Origin of the sequence: Shinella sp. 838 (assembly GCF_029623935.1) — a bacterium.
GTDB lineage: Bacteria > Pseudomonadota > Alphaproteobacteria > Rhizobiales > Rhizobiaceae > Shinella.
On the sequence record NZ_JARSBQ010000002.1, the window covers coordinates 386392 to 405332 of the forward strand.

General features: G+C 65.3%; 13 protein-coding genes. 5 read left to right on the forward strand and 8 right to left on the reverse strand.

Features of this window, described 5'->3' with window-relative positions; genetic code table 11:
* Window positions 1–33 precede the first annotated feature (33 nt).
* From P9A16_RS09550 to P9A16_RS09565, 4 genes are all read left to right on the forward strand, one after another.
* Window positions 34–1608: a Do family serine endopeptidase gene (locus P9A16_RS09550; protein ID WP_023514089.1), complete on the forward strand. Its 1575-nt coding sequence runs from the start codon at window positions 34–36 to the stop codon at window positions 1606–1608.
* A gap of 116 nt (window positions 1609–1724) precedes the next feature.
* Window positions 1725–2408 (forward strand): response regulator transcription factor, encoded by a 684-nt coding sequence (locus tag P9A16_RS09555; protein WP_023514088.1) that lies wholly within the window; start codon window positions 1725–1727, stop codon window positions 2406–2408.
* 4 nt (window positions 2409–2412) lie between these two features.
* Complete coding sequence (locus tag P9A16_RS09560; protein WP_023514087.1) at window positions 2413–3837, forward strand: ATP-binding protein; 1425 nt, start codon at window positions 2413–2415, stop codon at window positions 3835–3837.
* Between the two features lie 49 nt (window positions 3838–3886).
* Window positions 3887–6838, forward strand: a complete 2952-nt coding sequence (locus tag P9A16_RS09565; protein ID WP_023514086.1) for a bifunctional [glutamine synthetase] adenylyltransferase/[glutamine synthetase]-adenylyl-L-tyrosine phosphorylase — start codon at window positions 3887–3889, stop codon at window positions 6836–6838.
* Between the two features lie 19 nt (window positions 6839–6857).
* On the opposite strand, the gene P9A16_RS09570 is transcribed toward P9A16_RS09565, so the two are convergent.
* Both P9A16_RS09570 and pepN read right to left on the reverse strand, forming a co-directional pair.
* Window positions 6858–9206, reverse strand: coding sequence for a PAS domain-containing sensor histidine kinase (locus P9A16_RS09570; protein ID WP_023514085.1), 2349 nt, complete (start codon window positions 9204–9206; stop codon window positions 6858–6860).
* Window positions 9207–9419: 213 nt separating this feature from the next.
* Complete coding sequence (gene pepN, locus P9A16_RS09575; protein ID WP_024270727.1) at window positions 9420–12068, reverse strand: aminopeptidase N; 2649 nt, start codon at window positions 12066–12068, stop codon at window positions 9420–9422.
* A 322-nt stretch (window positions 12069–12390) separates the two neighbouring features.
* Here pepN and P9A16_RS09580 point away from each other — a divergent pair, with 322 nt between their 5' ends.
* Complete coding sequence (locus P9A16_RS09580) at window positions 12391–13329, forward strand: DMT family transporter (protein ID WP_024270728.1); 939 nt, start codon at window positions 12391–12393, stop codon at window positions 13327–13329.
* Window positions 13330–13394: 65 nt separating this feature from the next.
* On the opposite strand, the gene P9A16_RS09585 is transcribed toward P9A16_RS09580, so the two are convergent.
* From P9A16_RS09585 to P9A16_RS09610, 6 genes are all read right to left on the reverse strand, one after another.
* Window positions 13395–14675, reverse strand: coding sequence for an MFS transporter (locus tag P9A16_RS09585; protein ID WP_023517157.1), 1281 nt, complete (start codon window positions 14673–14675; stop codon window positions 13395–13397).
* A gap of 376 nt (window positions 14676–15051) precedes the next feature.
* The gene (locus P9A16_RS09590) at window positions 15052–15195 is read right to left on the reverse strand and encodes a hypothetical protein (RefSeq protein ID WP_023517455.1); all 144 of its coding nucleotides are present in this window, start codon (window positions 15193–15195) and stop codon (window positions 15052–15054) included.
* Between the two features lie 58 nt (window positions 15196–15253).
* Window positions 15254–15430, reverse strand: a complete 177-nt coding sequence (locus P9A16_RS09595; protein WP_023517454.1) for a hypothetical protein — start codon at window positions 15428–15430, stop codon at window positions 15254–15256.
* A gap of 213 nt (window positions 15431–15643) precedes the next feature.
* The gene (locus P9A16_RS09600; RefSeq protein ID WP_024270729.1) at window positions 15644–16516 is read right to left on the reverse strand and encodes a uracil-DNA glycosylase; all 873 of its coding nucleotides are present in this window, start codon (window positions 16514–16516) and stop codon (window positions 15644–15646) included.
* A 50-nt stretch (window positions 16517–16566) separates the two neighbouring features.
* On the reverse strand, window positions 16567–17859 hold the full coding sequence (locus P9A16_RS09605; protein WP_023513476.1) for an Hsp70 family protein: 1293 nt from the start codon (window positions 17857–17859) through the stop codon (window positions 16567–16569).
* A gap of 290 nt (window positions 17860–18149) precedes the next feature.
* A complete protein-coding gene (locus P9A16_RS09610; protein ID WP_023513477.1) occupies window positions 18150–18938 on the reverse strand; it encodes an SDR family oxidoreductase in 789 nt (262 codons plus the stop codon).
* Between the last annotated feature and the right edge of the window lie 3 nt (window positions 18939–18941).

Sequence of the window (18941 nt, forward strand, 5' to 3'; positions counted from 1 at the left end):
CGCAGCCATGAAGTGAGAGAAAAGGTGCAAAGAATGTCCAAGATTTCCGCATTCCGTCCGGGTCTCAAGACCGTCCTGAGGACGACCACCGTCGCCGGGCTTGCGGCCGTCATGCTTGCCACCGGCATTCCCGCGCGCGTCACCGAGAGTTTTGCACAAGCCGTGTCGGTGCAGGGTCCGCAGGTTGCGAGCTTCGCCGATGTCGTGGAGGCCGTCTCGCCGGCCGTCGTTTCCGTTCGCGTCCAGTCCGACATCAAGCCGGCCAATGACGAGAGCAATTTCAGCTTCAACTTCGGTGGCCGGGGCCTCGACGAGCTTCCCGACGATCACCCGCTGAAGCGTTTCTTCCGTGAATTCGGCGGCCCCGACCAGTTCCAGGGCGACCGTGGGCCGGATCGTCGCTTCGGAGAACGCGGCGACCGTCGCGGCCGTGACCGCAAGCCACACCTGCGCCCGACCTCGCAGGGTTCCGGCTTCTTCATCTCCGAAGACGGCTACATCGTCACCAACAACCATGTCGTCAATGACGGCAGCGCTTTCACCGTCGTGATGAACGACGGCACGGAGCTCAATGCCAAGCTCGTCGGCAAGGACAGCCGTACGGACCTTGCCGTGCTGAAGGTCGAGGAGAAGGACAAGCGCAAGTTCACCTATGTGAGCTTCGCCGATGACAGCCAGATCCGTGTCGGCGACTGGGTCGTTGCCGTCGGCAACCCGTTCGGCCTCGGCGGCACGGTAACGGCCGGCATCATCTCGGCCCGCGGCCGCGACATCGGCTCCGGCCCCTATGACGACTACCTGCAGGTGGACGCCGCCGTGAACCGCGGCAATTCAGGCGGCCCGACCTTCAACCTCAACGGCCAGGTCGTCGGTATCAACACCGCGATCTTCTCGCCGTCGGGCGGCAATGTCGGCATCGCCTTCGCCATTCCGGCATCCGTCGCCAAGGGCGTCGTCGCCGACCTGATGAAGGACGGCAAGGTCGACCGCGGCTGGCTCGGCGTGCAGATCCAGCCGGTGAGCCGCGACATTGCCGACTCGCTCGGCCTTGCGGACGCCGCCGGAGCGCTGGTCGTCGAGCCGCAGGCCGATTCGCCCGGCGCCAAGGCCGGCATCAAGAAGGGTGACGTGATCACGGCGCTCGACGGCGAGCCGATCAAGGATCCGCGTGACCTTGCCCGTCGCATCGCCGACATCGCGCCCGGCAAGAAGGTCGACCTTTCGGTCTGGCGTGACGGCAAGTCTGAGACGATCCCGGTCGAGATCGGCACGCTGGCCGGCGAACAGATCCAGGCAGCGACGGGCGCCGAGGAAGCCGAACCGGAAGCCCCGGCTGCCGAGCAGGCGCTTGCCGATCTCGGCATTTCGGTCACCCCTGACGACAAGGGCCTGACGGTTTCCTCCGTCGATCCGGACTCCGACGCCAGCGACCGCGGCCTGAAGCAGGGCGACCGCATCACCTCGGTCAACAACCAGCCGGTCAAATCGGCCGACGACGTGGTGAAGGTTCTCGATGGCGCCCGCAAGGACGGCCGCTCCAAGGCGCTGTTCCAGATCGAAACCAATGACGGCAGCCGCTTCCTGGCCCTGCCGATCGACCAGGGCTGAGCGGTTCCGCAATCCCGCTTGACGGCGCCGCGAAATCGCAAGGTTTCGCGGCGCTGCCGTATCCGGACGATGGCGCTCTGGCCAAGTCCTGCCGAACATGCTGTAAGGTCCTGACGATGAAGATATTGATTGTGGAAGACGATCTGGAGGCGGCCGCCTATCTCTCGAAGGCCTTTCGCGAGGCGGGCATCGTGCTCGACCACGCGAGCGACGGTGAAAGCGGTCTCTTCCTCGCCACCGAGAACAGCTATGACGTCCTTGTCATCGACCGCATGCTGCCGCGCCGCGACGGCCTGTCGCTGATCTCGGAGCTGCGCCGCCGCAACATCCATACGCCCGTGCTCATCCTCTCCGCACTCGGCCAGGTCGACGACCGTGTGACGGGGCTGCGTGCCGGCGGCGACGACTATCTGCCGAAACCCTATGCCTTCAGCGAGCTCCTGGCCCGTGTGGAAGTGCTCGGGCGCCGCAAGGGTACGCCGGAGCAGGACATGGTCTACCGCGTCGGCGATCTGGAACTCGACCGACTGTCCCACACGGTCAAGCGTGGCGGCAAGGAGATCCTACTCCAGCCGCGCGAGTTCCGCCTGCTCGAGTATCTGATGAAGAATGCCGGTCAGGTCGTAACGCGCACCATGCTGCTGGAAAATGTCTGGGACTACCATTTCGACCCGCAGACCAACGTCATCGACGTCCATGTCTCGCGGTTGCGCTCGAAGATCGAGAAGGACTTCGACCAGCCGCTGCTGCGCACCGTGCGCGGCGCGGGATACATGATGAAGGACGAGGCGGCGGGCTGACCCCATGCATCGACTGCTCGGCAGGCTGACCGCCCTTTATCGCACGACCGCGGTCCGGCTTTCCGCGGTCTATCTGCTGCTGTTCGCCATCTGTGCGGCCTTTCTCGTCTTCTACGTCTCCTCCATGTCGGAACGGCTGCTGCGCCAGCAGATGCGCGAGGCGGTGGCACAGGAGGTCGAGCAGATCGAGCGTATCTTCGACAGCAACGGCATGAACGGCCTGTTGCGCACGCTCGAGCGGCGGGCCCGCCAGCCGGGCGCCAACCTCTATATCATCGCGAGCCCGACGGGCGAGGTTCTGGCTGGCAACGTCGCCTCGCTCCAGCCCGGCGTGCTCGACACGGAGGGCTGGACGGAGACGCCCTTCCGCTACCAGCGCTACCAGGAAGAGGCGCGCGGCAGCAACCGGCCGATGGCCTATGCGCAGGTCATCGTACTCTCCAACGGCCTGCGTGTGCTCGTCGGCCGCGACCTCGGCGAGCCGGAGAATTTCCGCTATCTCGTGCGCCAGGCGCTGATGGTGGCGCTCGGCGTCATGGGCTTCGGGGCGCTCGCCATCTGGTACCTGATCGGGCGCAATGCGCTGAAGCGCATGGACCGCATGTCCGGCGCGAGCCAGCGCATCATGGCGGGCGACCTCTCTCAGCGGCTGCCGACCAGCGGCTCGGGCGACGAGTTCGACCGCCTGTCGGAATCGCTCAACACCATGCTCGGCCGTATCGAGAAACTCGGCGAAGGCCTCAAGCAGGTCTCCGACAACATCGCGCACGACCTGAAGACGCCGCTGACCCGGCTGCGCAACAAGGCGGAGGCGGCGCTTGCCGGCGGTGAGCAGGCCGACTACCGCGTGGCGCTGGAGGAAATGATCGGGGAGTCCGATCAGCTCATCCGCACCTTCAACGCGCTCCTGATGATTTCCCGCGTCGAGGCGGGCCAGGCGCCGGCGGAGATGAGCGTGATCGACATCAGCGGCATCGCCCAGGACAGCGCGGAACTCTACGAGCCGGTGGCCGAGGACAGCGGCCTGAAGCTGGTGACGGACATTGCCGACGGTATCGAGGTCAAGGGCAATCGGGAGCTCGTCGGCCAGGCGCTCGGCAATCTCATCGACAATGCGATCAAATATGCCGAGGGCAGCGGCGGCGAGCCCGAGATCCGCATTTTCCTCGAGCGGCGGCAGGGCGATGTCGTGCTCTCGGTCGCCGACAGCGGCCCGGGCGTGCCTGACGACAAGCGCGAGGATGTCGTGAAGCGTTTCGTGCGGCTCGATGCCAGCCGCTCCAAGCCCGGCACGGGCCTTGGCCTTTCGCTGGCCGGCGCGGTCATGGAAATGCACCATGGCCGCCTTGAACTCGACGCGACCCATCCGGAACGGGAAAACAATCGGGGGCTGACGGTCAGGATGGTTTTCCCCGTCGTTGCGGACTGATACACCTCTTCGCGCCGGCCTTTCCGGTCGGATGCGGTGAGGAGGCATCATGAGCGCAGCGGAAACGACGCGGTTTTCCGATCTTTCGGCCAGCCCCGTGCGGGCTCTCAGCCAGACGGAGGTCAAGTCGGTCCTGTCCGATCTCAGGGACTGGGGCAAGGAGCACGCAGCCATCGCACGGCTTCTCGGCGAAGAGGGGCCGCTCAAGGACTTCATCGTTGCGACCCTGTCACTGTCGCCCTATCTGCGCGACACGGCCCGCATCGATCCCGGCCTGCTCGCCCGCGCGCTCGAAGAGCCGATCCTGCCTGCCGTCAACGCTGCCATCGACCGCGCCCGCGGGGCCTGGCAGGCCGAGGGCGGCGAGGTGACGGAGGCGGTGCTGATGACGCGGCTGCGCCGCGCCAAGCGCGAGGTCGCCTTCTTCACCGCCCTTGCCGATCTTGCCCGCATTTTCGACGCGCGGCGCACCACGGCGCTGCTGACGGAGCTTGCCGAGGCGACGACGTCAGCCGCCATCGACTACCTTCTGCTTTCGGCGCATGAGAGCGGCAAGCTGAAGCTGCCCGATCCCGCCCGACCGAGCGAAGGATCGGGCCTCATCGTGCTCGGCATGGGCAAGCTGGGTGCAGCGGAGCTCAACTATTCCTCCGACATCGACCTCGTCGTCTTCTTCGATCCGATGGCCGGGATCGCGGTCGATCCGAGCGAGGCCGTCGAGACTTTTTCCCGCCTCGTTCGCCGCCTGATCCGCATCATGCAGGAGCGCACGGCGGACGGTTATGTCTTCCGCACGGATCTGCGCCTGCGGCCGGATCCGGGCGCGACGCCGCTCGCCATTTCTGTCGATTCGGCGATGCTCTACTACGAGGGCAGGGGGCAGAACTGGGAGCGCGCCGCCTTCATCAAGGCAAAGCCGATTGCCGGCGACCTCAAGGCAGGCGAGGTCTTCCTCAAGGAGCTCACCCCCTTCGTCTTCCGCAAGTATCTCGACTATGCGGCGATCGCCGACATCCATTCGATCAAGCGGCAGATCCATGTGCACAAGGGGCATGGCGAGATCGCGGTGAAGGGCCACAACGTCAAGCTCGGCCGCGGCGGCATTCGCGAGATCGAATTCTTCGTGCAGACCCAGCAGCTGATCGCCGGGGGGCGCGTTCCGGCGCTGCGCCTGCGCGCCACCGAACCGATGCTGGCGGAACTTGCGAGGGCGAGCTGGATCGACGACGCGACGGCGGCGGAGCTGACGGAGGCCTACTGGTTCCTTCGCGATGTCGAGCACCGCATCCAGATGGTGCGTGACGAGCAGACCCATGTGCTGCCGGAAACCGAGGCCGAACTGAAGCGCATCGCCTATATGCTGGGCTTTGCGGATACGGCGGCGTTTTCCGCGCGGCTGGTCGAGGTGCTGAAGACCGTGGAACGGCGGTATGCGGCGCTCTTCGAGCAGGAGGCAAAACTCTCCTCGGAGACCGGCAACCTCGTCTTCACCGGCCAGAAGGACGATCCGGACACGCTGGAGACGCTGAAGCGCCTCGGCTTCGAGCGCCCCGCCGATATTTCCCGCACCATCCGCACGTGGCACTATGGTCGCTACCGCGCCACGCAGTCCGTCGAGGCGCGCGAGCGGCTGACGGAACTGACGCCGGAGCTGCTGCGCGTCTTCGGCGAGAGCAAACGGGCGGACGAGGCGCTGCTGCGCTTCGACAATTTCATTTCCGGCCTGCCTGCGGGTATCCAGCTCTTCTCGCTGCTCGGCAACAACCCGGCACTGCTCTCCCTCATCGTCAACATCATGTCGTCGGCGCCGCGGCTTGCCGAAGTGATTGCGGCAAAGCCCCATGTCTTCGACGGCATGCTCGATCCGGGGCTTCTCGCCGAACTGCCGACCCGCACCTATCTTTCCGAGCGCATCGACGGCTTCGTCTCCGGCGCGCGGCACTACGAGGAAATCCTCGACCGCCTGCGCATCATCGCCGCCGAGCAGCGCTTCCTTATCGGCATCCGCCTTCTAACCGGCGCGATCACGGGAAAGCAGGCCGCCCGTGCCTTCACCCATGTCGCCGATCTCATCGTCCAGGCGGCCTTCAAGGCGGTGCTGGAGGAAGTGGAGACGGCGCACGGCAAGTTCCCGGGCGGGCGCGTCGCGCTGGTCGGCATGGGCAAGCTCGGCAGTTTCGAGCTGACGGCAGGCTCGGATATCGACCTGATCCTGCTTTACGACCATGACAGCGACGCCTTCGAATCGGACGGTGCCAAGCCGCTCGACAACATGAAGTATTTCACCCGCATCACGCAGCGTTTGATCGCGGCGCTCTCCGCGCCGACCGCCGAAGGCGTGCTCTACGAGGTCGACATGCGGCTGCGCCCTTCCGGCAACAAGGGGCCGGTCGCCACCCGTATCACCTCCTTCGCAAAGTATCAGGCGGAGGAGGCCTGGACCTGGGAGCACATGGCTTTGACCCGTGCCCGCGTGCTGTGCGGCGACGAGAGCCTGATGCGGCAGGCGGAAGAGATCTTCCGCACCGTGCTCGGCCGCAAGCGCGATACCGGCAAGGTCGCCAAGGATGTGGTCGAGATGCGAACGCTGATCGATCAGGAGAAGCCGCCGAAGGACATCTGGGACCTGAAGCTCATCGCCGGGGGGCTGATCGATATCGAGTTCATCGCGCAGTTCCTCGCGCTCGTGGCGCCAGTGCGGGGCGCGGCATCGCCGGAAGGGGCGCTGCCGACCGGCGATGCGCTGGCTCTGCTCGGACAGAGCATGATGGACCCCAACGACCTCGACACGGTGCAGCGGGCGCTCACCCTCTACACCGAGATCTCCCAGATCGTGCGTCTCTGCGTCGATGGCGGCTTCGACCCGAAGGAGGCGCCCGCCGGCCTCGTCGACCTCGTTTGCCGCGCCGGCGACTGCCCCGATATGCGCACGCTGGAGGCGGATATCCGCCGGGTCTCCAAGGCGGTGCGAAAGATCTTTCAGGCGACGGTCAAGGGGTAGCCACCCCCTGACCTTACCCTCAGGCCGCTGCGAGATGCAGTGCCGCCAGCCGTTCCCGGTCGGGGATGCGCACGGAGATGATCGTGCCCTTGCCCTCGACGGAATAGATGCGCATGGCGCCGCCATGCAGGTGGGCGAGCGAGCGGGAGATGGCAAGGCCAAGGCCCGATCCGCCCTTGCTCTTGGCATACTGGCTCTGCACCTGCTCGAAAGGCTGGCCGATCTTCTGCAGCGCGGATTTCGGGATGCCGATGCCGGTATCGGCGATCGTCAGCGTGACGGCCCCGTCCACCCGGCGCGCCCGCACCTTCACCTTACCGTCTGCATTGGTGAACTTCATGGCGTTCGACAGGAGGTTCAGCAGGATCTGCTTCATCGCGCGGCGGTCGGCGACGGTCAGGAGATGGCCGGGGCAGGTTTGCTGGACTTCGATATGCTTCTTCTCCGCCTGCAGCATGGTGAGGCGCAGCGTCTCCTCGATCAGCGGCGACAGGTCGACCGTCTCGCAGCTGATGCGCATATGGCCGGCCTCGATCTTCGACATGTCGAGAATGTCGCTGATGACGTTGAGCAGGTGCTTGCCGCTTTCGTGGATGTCGCGGGAATACTCGCGGTACTTGTCCGAGCCGAGCGGACCGAACATCTGGTTCTGCAGGATCTCGGAGAAACCGAGGATGGCGTTGAGCGGCGTGCGCAGCTCGTGCGACATGTTGGCAAGGAATTCGGACTTGGCCCGGTTGGCAGCCTCCGCGCGGTCCTTTTCCGCTTGGTAATTGGCATTGGCGACGGAAAGCTCGGCCTTCTGCCGCTCCAGCTTGGCGCGGGAGGCCGAGAGGTCGCCGATGGTCGCCATCAGGCGGCGTTCGGATTCGCGCAGCCGCACCTGGTGGCGCTTCATCATGGTGATGTCGGTGCCGACCGAGACGAGGCCGCCGTCGCGGGTGCGCCGCTCGTTGATCTGCAGCCAGCGCTCGTCGGCAAGCTGCACTTCGCTGGTCTGCGATGCACCCGTGCCGTCGGCATCGGCGATACGCCGCTCGATGACCGGGCGGGCCGCGGCGGCGTGCACCGTCGCCCGCTCCGTACCGGGAACGAGCACGTCGTCCGGAAGGCCGTAGGCCTGCTGGTAGTGCGCATTGCACATGACGAGCCGGTCGCTCTTGTCCCAGAGGACGAAGGCTTCGGACGTGCATTCGATGGCGTCGGCAAGCCGCTGGTCGGCCTCCTGATAGCGCTGGGCAAGCCGGTGCTGCTCGGTGACATCCATGGCGATGCCGATCATGTGCATGCGGCCGGAGGCCATGCGGATGAGCTGGGCGCGGGCACGCAGCCACACATAGTGGCCTTCGGCGTGGCGCATGCGGAACACCTGGTCCACCTGCTTGGCCTCGCCGCGCGCCACAGCGCGCGCCACCTGGTAGATGCCGTCGTCGTCGGGATGCATCAGGCGCGCCGCATCGCCGAAGGACAGCACGCTGTCCCGCGCCGGCATGCCGAGCATTTCGTACATGGAGCGCGACCAGAACAGCCGCCGGCTCGACAGGTCGAAATCCCAGAGGCCGCAGCGACCGCGGGCGAGCGCCGTCTCGACGCGCAGGTTCGATTCCGCGAAAATCGCATCCGCATCGCGCGCGCGCTTCGCCTGGATGTAATAGGCATAGAGGATGACGAGCAGGATCGCCGAAATGCCGGCGAAGAGCGTGACGTTCAACGCCACCTCGTCGCGCCAGAACGTTGCGAGCTGCCCGAGCGGATTGGCGACGATGATGAAGCCGCCCTTCTTGGGCATCTGCACGAGCGAGGCGTAATAGTCCTCATCGCCGATGCGGGCGCGGAAGACGCCGGCCGGATCGCCGAAATACTGGGTTGCCGCGAGCTCCGGCGCAAAGCGCGCCAGCGACAGGCCGACATAGCGGGCCGCGCCCAGCGAGGCGCCGAAGACCTGGCCCTTTTCCGCGACGAAGAGGACAAGGCCGCCCGCCTGCATGCGGTCCTGCGGCAGATGCAGGGACAGTGCCGCCTCGACCGCCATGCGGTCGGACTTTGCAAGGCTTTCCGCCATCGGACCGGAAAACGCCGCCTCGACGGCCATCGCCGTCAGCGAGGTCGTGTCCTTGACGCTGGTTTCCATCCGGTCGTGCTCGACCAGGATGCCGGCCATACGCGAGATGGCCACCACGAACAGGAAGGCGATAATCAGGATCGGTATCGACCGCTTCAGCACGGGCTCGGCCCGTGTCAAATGCCGTGCGGCAGGCCCGGCGAAAATCTTCGCCTGTCCCGTCAACTCATCTTCCCAGGCCGCCATTCCCGGAAATTTGAGGTGAGTCCACCCGCCGGCTGCGCGTCCTCGTTGCGCGTCCGTCATAGTCTTAAACCTTGTACCCTCTCGTGATTCGGCGCGCCGCTCGCCCGAATCTGCCCTAATGAATCAATTGTGATTCGGCTTGTCCAGAGGAAAAGGTAACGGACTGTTAACCAATTATTACGGTTGGGAAATTGGGGTTGCGGTGGCCAGAGAGGCGCTTCGCGGGATGCGCGTCCCCTCCGGCCCGCCGGCCGGAGAGGAAACGCTATCTACTCAACCCTTCAGCATGCGCTCCACGATGTCCGAAACGTCTGAGGAGAGCTTTTCGCCCGCCGCAATCGTACGCAGCGCGTTGCGCGCATGGTCCGAGCGGCCGTCCTCAAGCGCTCGCCAGGAGCGCATCGAGGTAAGGATGCGGGCGGCGAGCTGCGGGTTCTTCGGGTCGATCTCAAGGATCTGCTCTGCGAGGAAGCGGTAGCCCGCGCCGTCCGCCCGGTTGAAGCCGGTCGGGTTCGAGAAGGCGAAGGTGCCGACGAGCGCGCGCACGCGGTTCGGGTTCGCCTTGTTGAAGTGCGGGCTTTCCATCAGCGCCTTGACGCGTTCGAGTGCACCGTCGCCGGGGATGGTGGACTGGATGGAGAACCACTTGTCGATGACGAGGGCATTGTCGGCAAAGCGGGCGCGGAAGGTTTCGAGTGCCGCCGTCGTCTCCGGCGCGTCCGGGAAGCGGTGGGCGAGCACGGTGAGCGCGGCGCTGAGGTCGGTCATGTTGTCGGCCGCGGCGAAGGCTTCCGCGGCACGGGCCGGTGTGCCGTCGGAGACGGCGAGATAGGCGAGTGCGGCATTGCGCAGCGCCCGCTGGCCGGCGCTTGCCGCATCCGGTGTGAAGGCGCCGCTGGTGCGGTGGCTTTCGAAGAGCGTCGTGAAGACGGCGGGATCGTGGTTTGCCACGAAGGCGAGCACCGCCTCGCGGCCGGCGCGGATGGCGTCCGGATCGTTGTTGCTGCCGAGTTCGCGGGCAATGTCGGATTCGGAGGGAAGCGCCAGCGCCTGCGCCCGGAAGGCCGGCTCCAGCGCCGCGTCGCCTGCGATGGCGATCAGCGTATCGGTGAGGACCGGGTTCGTTTCGATGGCTTCGCCGGCCCGTGCCTTGCGGGCGGCCTCGACGAGGTTCGGCAGCGCAAGGTCGTTCAACGCCTGCCAGCGGGCAAAGAGATCGCTGTCGTGGCGTGCGATATGGGCGAGATCGGCGGGGGCCTGCTCGAAATGCAGGTTGATCGGTGCGGAGAAGCTGCGGTTGAGCGAGACGACCGGGCGTGAGGCGATGCCGGAGAAGCTCACCGTCTGGCGGCGTTCCTTCAGGTGCAGTACGTCACCGGTCACCTCGGCGCCGCTGACGGCGCTGGGGAGCGCCTCTGAGCCATCGGCGGAGAGGAGGCCGAAGCGCAGCGGAATGTGCATCGGCTCCTTGGTGCCCTGGCCGGGCGTCGGGGGGATCATCTGCTCCAGTGACAGCGTGAACTCGCCCTTCGCCTGGTCGTAGCTCGACGAGACGCTGACGAGCGGGGTGCCGGCCTGATGATACCAGAGCGAGAACTGCGTGAGATCGACGCCGTTCGCCTCCTCGAAGCATTTGACGAAGTCCTCGATCGTCGCGGCATCGCCGTCATGACGCTCGAAATAGAGATCCATGCCTTTCTTGAAGCCGTCGCGCCCAACGATGGTCGCGATCATGCGCGTCACCTCGGAGCCCTTTTCGTAGACGGTCGTCGTGTAGAAGTTGTTGATCTCGCGGTATTTCGTCGGGCGCACCGGATGGGCGAGGGGACCGGCATCCTCCGGGAACTGTTCCGACTTCAGGTGCCGCACCTCGGCGATGCGCTTGACGGCGCGCGAGCGCTGGTCGGCGGAGAATTCGTGGTCGCGGTAGACCGTCAGACCTTCCTTGAGGCAGAGCTGGAACCAGTCGCGGCAGGTGACGCGGTTGCCGGTCCAGTTGTGGAAATATTCGTGGGCGATGATCGCCTCGATATTCGCATAATCCTGGTCGGTGGCGATCTCGGGATCGGCGAGCACGTATTTGTCGTTGAAGACGTTGAGCCCCTTGTTCTCCATGGCGCCCATGTTGAAGTCGGAGACGGCGACGATCATGAAGATGTCGAGGTCGTATTCGCGGCCGAATACCTCTTCGTCCCATTTCATCGAGCGCTTCAGCGCGTCCATGGCATAGGCCGCGCGCGGCTCCTTGCCGTGCTCGACATAGATCTTCAGCGTCACCTCGCGGCCGGACATCGTGGTGAACGTGTCCTCGACGACGCCGAGATCGCCGGCGACCAGCGCGAAGAGATAGGAGGGCTTGGGGTGCGGGTCGAACCAGGCGGCGAAATGCTTGCCTTCGCCGTAGCCGGCGCCGCCGAGGAAATTGCCGTTGGACAAGAGCAGCGGGCAGCTCGCCTTGTCGGCGATGATGTTGACCGTATAGACGGCCAGCACATCCGGCCGGTCGGGGAAATAGGTGATGCGGCGGAAGCCTTCGGCCTCGCACTGGGTGCAATAGACGCCGTTCGTGCGGTAGAGGCCCATCAGCTGGGTGTTGGCCTCCGGATTGATCATCGTGGTGACGGTGATTTCGAAGGGTTCCGTCGCCGGCAGGTCGCGGATCGTCAGGCTGTCGGGCGTGGCGTCGTAGCGTGCGGCATCCAGCTCCATCTGGTCGAACAGCAGGCCGGTCATCACCAGCTCGTCGCCGTCAAGGACCAGTGGTGCCGCGGGATCGGCGCCTTCGCGGCGATGGAAGATCAGCCTTGCCTCGACCTTGGTCTCCGTCGGATCCAGTTCGAAGGTCAAATCGACGCGCTCGAGAACAAAGTCGGTCTGGCGATAATCTGCCAGATGAATGATCCGGCCGTTCTCTGTCCGCATGGATATGTCCTGCTCGTTGCCGTCCGGGCCGTATCGTTTTCGTACAACGCTACGGGAAGCGCGGACAGTCTGCCCCCAAATTCCATGGATTGATAAGCTTATTGGCTTAACATCTCATTTCCACGGGACCCCCAATTGCGATTTTGTGCTTTCCCGGCACAGTCTATCCCATCGCGGATCCGATCAAAATTATCCGTGACGCATCACCAGAATTGATCCCATCCGGCAACCGATCCGGGTAAACTCGGCACCAGCCTGAATCGGTTCTCCGGTCTCTCTTCAACGCCTGATGCCATGGCCCGCCGGCCGTGCAGAGTTCTCCATGGACATGACGTACCCCAACCCCATGCGGGGCATTTCGCTCAAGGTCATTTCCGTGGTGATCTTCCTGTGCATGTCCGCTCTTATCAAGGCGGCGGGCAAAGAAATTCCGGCAGGGCAGATCACCTTCCTGCGGTCCGCTTTCGCCATGGTGCCGATCATCGTTTTCCTTGCCGTGCAGGGCCAGCTGCGCGATGCCTTCCGCACCAATGACATCTTCGGTCATTTCAAGCGCGGCTTCGTCGGCATCCTGTCGATGGGCTTCGGCTTCTACGGCCTCGTGCACCTGCCATTGCCGGAAACGATCGCGCTCGGTTATGCGCTGCCGCTCGTCACCGTGGTCGTCGCCGCGGTCTTCCTAAAGGAGAAGGTCGGCATCTATCGCTGGACGGCGGTGCTGGTGGGGCTTCTCGGTGTCGCCATCATCAGCTGGCCGCGGCTGACCCTGTTCCGCGAAGGCGGTTTCGGCTCGTCGGAAGCAAAAGGGGCGCTTGCCATGCTGGCCTTTGCCGTGCTCGGCTCCGTTGCCATGGTGCTGGTGCGCAAGCTGGTGCAGACCGAGCGCACGCCGACCATCGTGCTCTATTTCTCGCTGTTCGCCTCGGTCTTCTCGCTGGGCACGCTGCCCTTCGGCTGGATCGAGCTTGGCTGGCGGTCGCTCGGCCTGATGGCGCTTGCCGGCTTCTGCGGCGGCATCGCGCAGCTGCTGCTGACGGCGAGCTATCGGTATGCCGACGTCTCCACCATCGCGCCGTTCGAATATATCTCGATCGTGCTCGGCCTCATCATCGGCTATTTCGTGTTCGGCGAGGTGCCGACGGAGACCATGCTCGTCGGAACGGCCATTGTCGTCGCCGCGGGCATCTTCGTCATCCTGCGCGAGCATCAGCTCGAATTGAAACGTCGGGCGGCCCTGCGCCACCAGGCCCTTCAGGGGTAGGCCGGCACCAGCAGGCATGCGGAGCGACTTTGTGCCGCAAGCAGTGCGGACGGGCAGGGCCGGCGCTACCGCCATTCCGGTGTCGTCGTATCCTCGATGCGGTCATCGGTCGCCATGTCCGGTTGAAGCGCAGCCGCGGCAACATCCGCGCCCAGCGGCTGCACCGCCATCGCCTGATAGTCGGTCTTGACCACGAGGCCGTCATTTTCCTCGCGCCGGCTGATGCGCCAGGCGGCATAGGCGCCGTAGAGCACGAAATAGGCGGCCAGCACGACGAAGAGCGAACCCGGCCCGAACCGGTCCATGATGGGGCCGACCACGATGGGGCCGGAAATGGTGCCGACGCCGTAGACGATCATCATGCCGGAGGAGACCTCGACATATTCGTCGGGCTGCGCCCGGTCGTTGGCATGGGCGACGTTCAGCGCATAGATCGGGAAGATGACCGAGCCGACGAAGGCGGCGGCGATATAGAGCAGCACCGGCGGCCCGCCGGCGACTGCCGCCATGGCAAGGCAGGAGATCGTGCCGACGATACCGCAGGCCACCATGACGAGGCGGCGGTCCATCCGGTCGGAGGCGCGGCCGATTGGAATCTGCGAGAGCGCACTGCCGAGGAGCACGCAGGCCAGCAGCGTCGCGCCTTCCGCCGTGGAAAGCCCGCTGCGCTGCGTGAACACGCCGCCGAGATTGAGCCAGGCGCCGGACATCGCCCCGGCGAGGAAGGCGCCAACGACGGCGACCGGCGAGCGGCGGTAGAGTTTGGCGACATCGAAGCGCGCCTGCGTCGGCGGAGCCGGCAGCGGCGAGGAGGTGAGGGCCGTCGGCAGGAGGGCGACGGAGAAGATGATGCCGCAGAGAATGAAGAGCGATGTATTGGACGGGTCGCCGAGCGGTACGAGATATTGCCCGCCGATCGTGCCCACCATGGTGGTGATCAGGTAGACGGAGAAGATCGAGCCGCGGTTCTCGTTGGTCACGCGCTCGTTCAGCCAGCTTTCGATGATGAGGTAGCTGCCGGAAATGGCAAAACCGGACATCGCGCGAAACAGCATCCAGGCGCGCCAGTCGACGACGAGCGCGCAGAGCAGGATGCCGATGGCGAGCAGCGTGATCAGCGCCACGAAAACGCGCACATGCCCGACCAGCAGCACGAATTTCGGCGTGACGATGCAGGAGAGCGTGAAACCGATCGTATAGCCCGTCGCGATCATCGAGATCGTCTGCGTCGACCAGCCTTCTGCCACCGCCCGCACCGGCACGACATAACTCTGCAGCCCGAAGGCCACCATCATCAGGAGGGTGGACAGCATCAGGCTGAGAATGGAGACGAGGCTCGCCAGCATGGGGGCTCCGGGAGAAGGCATGTTCTGTTTCGGAGTGTCGCTCTATTGCGACGATCGCGCGCTGTCCACTGCGACAGTGGCTGGCGTAAAGCAATCCGATTTCCGAAGCGCTCCCGGTGAACGGAAGGAATTCCCGGATAGGTTGTGTTGTGGTTGCGTGCCGGGCGAATGACCGGCAAAACGAAAGGAGGTGAGACGTTTGAAATTCCGGCTTACGCTGACGATCAGGTTCAGGACTTGGCGGTTCACCCTGACGATCAGCTAAGAAAACGGGGATCGGGCTTCGGCCCGGTCTCCACCGGAGGAAACGGCGTCTCACCTCCTCACGATGAAGACAATAGCACAGCGCCGGCCGGCTTCAAAGCCGCGGCCGGGCTCAGTTCGGCAGGAAGGCCTTGAGCGGGTCGCGGCGCTGCGCGGCATCGCGCGGCAGAGAGGCCAGCACGGAATATTCCCGGGCAGCGTTCACGGCGGCGCGGATATCGGCGATATCGGACATCAGCTTGCGAAGGGCGGCCATGGCGTGCTCCTGGGGTCGGGTCTGTATCGGAAGGCGTCGGTCGGCGCCTTGCATCGGCTTAGCGCTGGATGAACTCGGCGAAGAGCTGGACCGGGCGGTTGATGCGGGCAAAGCCGGAGGCGGTGAGCTGCTCGTTGGCCGGGGCAGCGATGCCGCCGAAGCCGCGACCGGTGCGCAGACCGGAATGGCGGAGCGTCTCGAAGCTCGAATGGATGGGCCGAAAGCGGGCGGTCATGGGTCGATTCCTTAAATCCTGTCCCTCCCGTGGTGATATATTGCGCCGCAGCATCGATTTTGCAATGCGACATTCTGCCCGGCAGGTATGTGCAAATCGCATGACTGGCGAAACATTTTGTTCATGCTTGCGGCAGATTTTCGGCGGCCTCTGCAGACGAGCCACAGGCCTCCAACGGCAAGTCATTGAAAAATATGAAAGTGGCCCTGCCGATCAGCCTTTGAGCCCTGCACGAAAGGCAAGCAGATCCTGCCAGGCGAGACGCTTGCTGACCGGCGCCGTTACCAGATCCTGCGGATGAAGCGTCGCAAAAGTCGGGATGGTGCGGCCGGAAATCGCAATATCCCGCCATTCTCCTCGCAACTGGTGGATCGTGTCGTTGGAGCGCAGCAGGAATCGGGCGGCAAAATTGCCGAGAATCAGCAGGTGGCCCGGCTCGGCAAGCGCGATCTGCCGCTCGATGAAGGGGCGGCAGATATCGGCTTCGCGCTGTGAGGGCGGGCGGTTGCCCGGCGGACGCCAGGGCACGACATTGCTCAAGAGGATGCCGGCCCGGTCGAGCCCGATGCCGGCGAGCATGCGATCGAGCATCGCGCCCTGCCGGCCGGAAAAGGGCTGGCCGTCCCGATCGTCGTCGGCATTCGGCATAGCGCCGATCACCATGACGTCGGGCTTCGCATTGCCTTCGGCAAAGACGAGGCAGCGGGCGCTGGTCTTCAGGTTGCAGCCGTTGAAGGCCTCCATCGCCGTGCGCAGTTCGTCCAGCGTGCGGGCGCTGATTGCCGCAAGCTCGGCTTCCGCAACCGCCTGGCTGTCCGGTATCGCGACATTGGGCAGGATGTTCTGCTGGGGCGCAGGGGTCGCAGCGCGCGACGGCTCCTGCCGGGCCGGCGCCGGCCGGGCGGCCTGCTGCGGGGAGGGGGCAGTCTCCCGCGGCGCCTGCACGCCGCGCGCCGCGCGCATCGCCTCGAATTCGGCGATGCGGTCGACGGCCTCCTCCTCCAGCAGCCATTCGACGCCGGCATCCGCATAGAAATGCAGAAGCGATCGAAGCTGTGCGGGGTCGAGGTCGTTCGCGGCGTTCATGGCTGCACCTTAGCGAAGCGGCTTCCCGGAGGAAAGCGCCGCCACCATCTTCATGCCGCCCATTGCGCGACGTCGTCGCTTTCGCCGATCAGCGCGAGGCCGTGGGCGATCGAGAGCAGTTCGCCGCCGCTCTCGATGCGGTCGGCGTCGAAGCGACGGGTGAAGATGCGCCGGACGGCCGGCACGAAGGAGGTGCCGCCGGTCAGGAACACCTTGTCGATGGCGCCAGGCGCGGTGCCGGTCTTCTCCAGCACCTCGTCCAGCGCGCCCTCGATGCGGGCGAGGTCCGGCGCGATCCAGTCCTCGAAATCACTGCGCTTGACCGTCTTGCGGCCGGCCGCGCCCAGCGGGGCGAAATGGAACTCCGCCTCGTCTGCCGCCGACAGCGCCATCTTGGTGGCCGAAATCGCCTGGTAGAGCGGGTAACCCTCGTCGTGCTCGACGAGATCGATGAAGAGCTCGAGCTTTTCCGGCTCGAGCGAGGCACGCACCAGCGACTTGAGGTCGGAAAATTCGCGCGTCGTCTTGAAGATCGACAGCTGGTTCCAGCGGGCGAAGTTCGCATAGTAGCCCGACGGCACCTCCAGGACCTTGTCGAAGCTCTTGAAGAAGCTGCCCTTGCCGATTTCCGGCGCGACGAGGCGCTCGATCATGCGGGAATCGAAATGGTCGCCCGCGATGCCGACACCCGAATGGCCGATCGGCTTTGCGGTCAGCCGGCCGGCCTGTCGTTCGAAGCGGATCAGCGAATAGTCCGTCGTGCCGCCGCCGAAATCGGCGACCAGCACGGTGGCGTCGCTCTTCAGCGTCTGAGCGAAGTAGTAGGCCGCCGCAACGGGCTCGTAGACATAGTGGATTTCCGGGAAACCGAGCCGCGTCAGCGCCGCGTTGTAGCGTTCGAGGGCGAGCGCCGGGTCGGGGCTTGCACCGGCGAACTGCACCGGCCGGCCGGTGATGACGCGTGAGACGTCCGTCGGCCACCCATCGCCCGCATAGGCCTTCAGCCGGCGCAGGAACACCTCCATCAGGTCGTCGAAGGCATGGCGGCGGGCAAAGACCAGAGTACCCTGGAAAAGGGCGCTCGCAGCAAAGGTCTTGATCGACTGCAGGAAACGGCAGTCGCCGGGATTGTCGATGAACTGGCGGATCGCCGCCTGTCCGGCCTCCACCTTCAGCGCCTGCGCGCCGACGACCGGATCCTTCATGAAGGAGAGCGCCGTGCGCATCGTGTCGGTGACGCCGACGCTGCTGGTGAAGGTCATGGACTGTGTCGCCCCGGCGTCTTCGGAAAGCGCCAGAACCGTGTTCGTCGTGCCAAAATCAAGCCCGAGTGCCCGTGCCATCGCCGTGCCCCTTCGATCGTCAAAAATGTGTTGAAGCGGAGCGAAAGCCCCGCGCGAAAGGCGCATCGGCGCGCCCGGAAATTGGAGAGCGCGCCAGATCGCACAGGCGGGCGGGGAAGGCAAGGGGGAAGGTATGATTGCCCCTCACCCTAACCCTCTCCCCGCAGGCAGGGAGAGGGGGCTTGCCACACGAACGGGTGTTGGTTGGAGAAATTGGCGCGGCATATTTCCTTCTCCCCGTTTACGGGGAAAAGGTGCCGGCAGGCGGATGAGGGGCTATCCCCTGTGCCTCAGACCGACCGCGCCGCCCCGCCGTCGCAGCGGATGAGGCTGCCGGTAACGTAGCTTGCCGGCGCGCTGCACAGGAAGGCGGCGGTCGCAGCGAACTCCTCCACGGCGCCGTAGCGCCGGGCCGGGATGGCCCGTTCCGAGGCGGCGCGCACCTCGGCGACGCTCTTGCCGCTGCGCTCGGCGGCAGCGGTGTCGAGGCTCTTCAGCCGGTCCGTCATGATGCTGCCGGGCAGCAGCATGTTGCTGGTCACGCCGTACTCGGCGACCTCGCTTGCCAGCGTCTTCGACCAGCCGGCCAGTGCCGGGCGCAGCGTGTTGGACAGCGCCAGGCCGGGAATCGGCTCGATGACGCCGGAGGATGCGACCGTCAGGATGCGGCCCCAGCGCTGCTCCTTCATGACCGGCAGCAGCTGGTTGGTCAGGGTGATGATCCGCAGCACCATGGACTGGAAGTAGGTCGCCAGCTTTTCCGCGCTCATATCCTCGGTGGAGCCGGGCGTCGGCCCGCCGGAATTGTTGACGAGAATATCCACGCCGCCGAGCTTTTCCCGCGTCGCCTTCACGAGCGTCTCGACGACGTCCTCGTCGCCGAGATCCGCCTGCACCCAGTCGGCCCGGCCGGGGCCTTCCGCATTGATGGCCTCGCAATTGGCCGCCAGTGTCTCGGCGCTGCGCCCACACAGGAGGACATGCGCGCCCTCGCGGGCGAGCGCTTCGGCAATGCCCTTGCCGAGGCCGCGGGAGGAGGCGAGGACGAGGGCGCGTTTGCCGGCAATTCCGAGATCCATCGT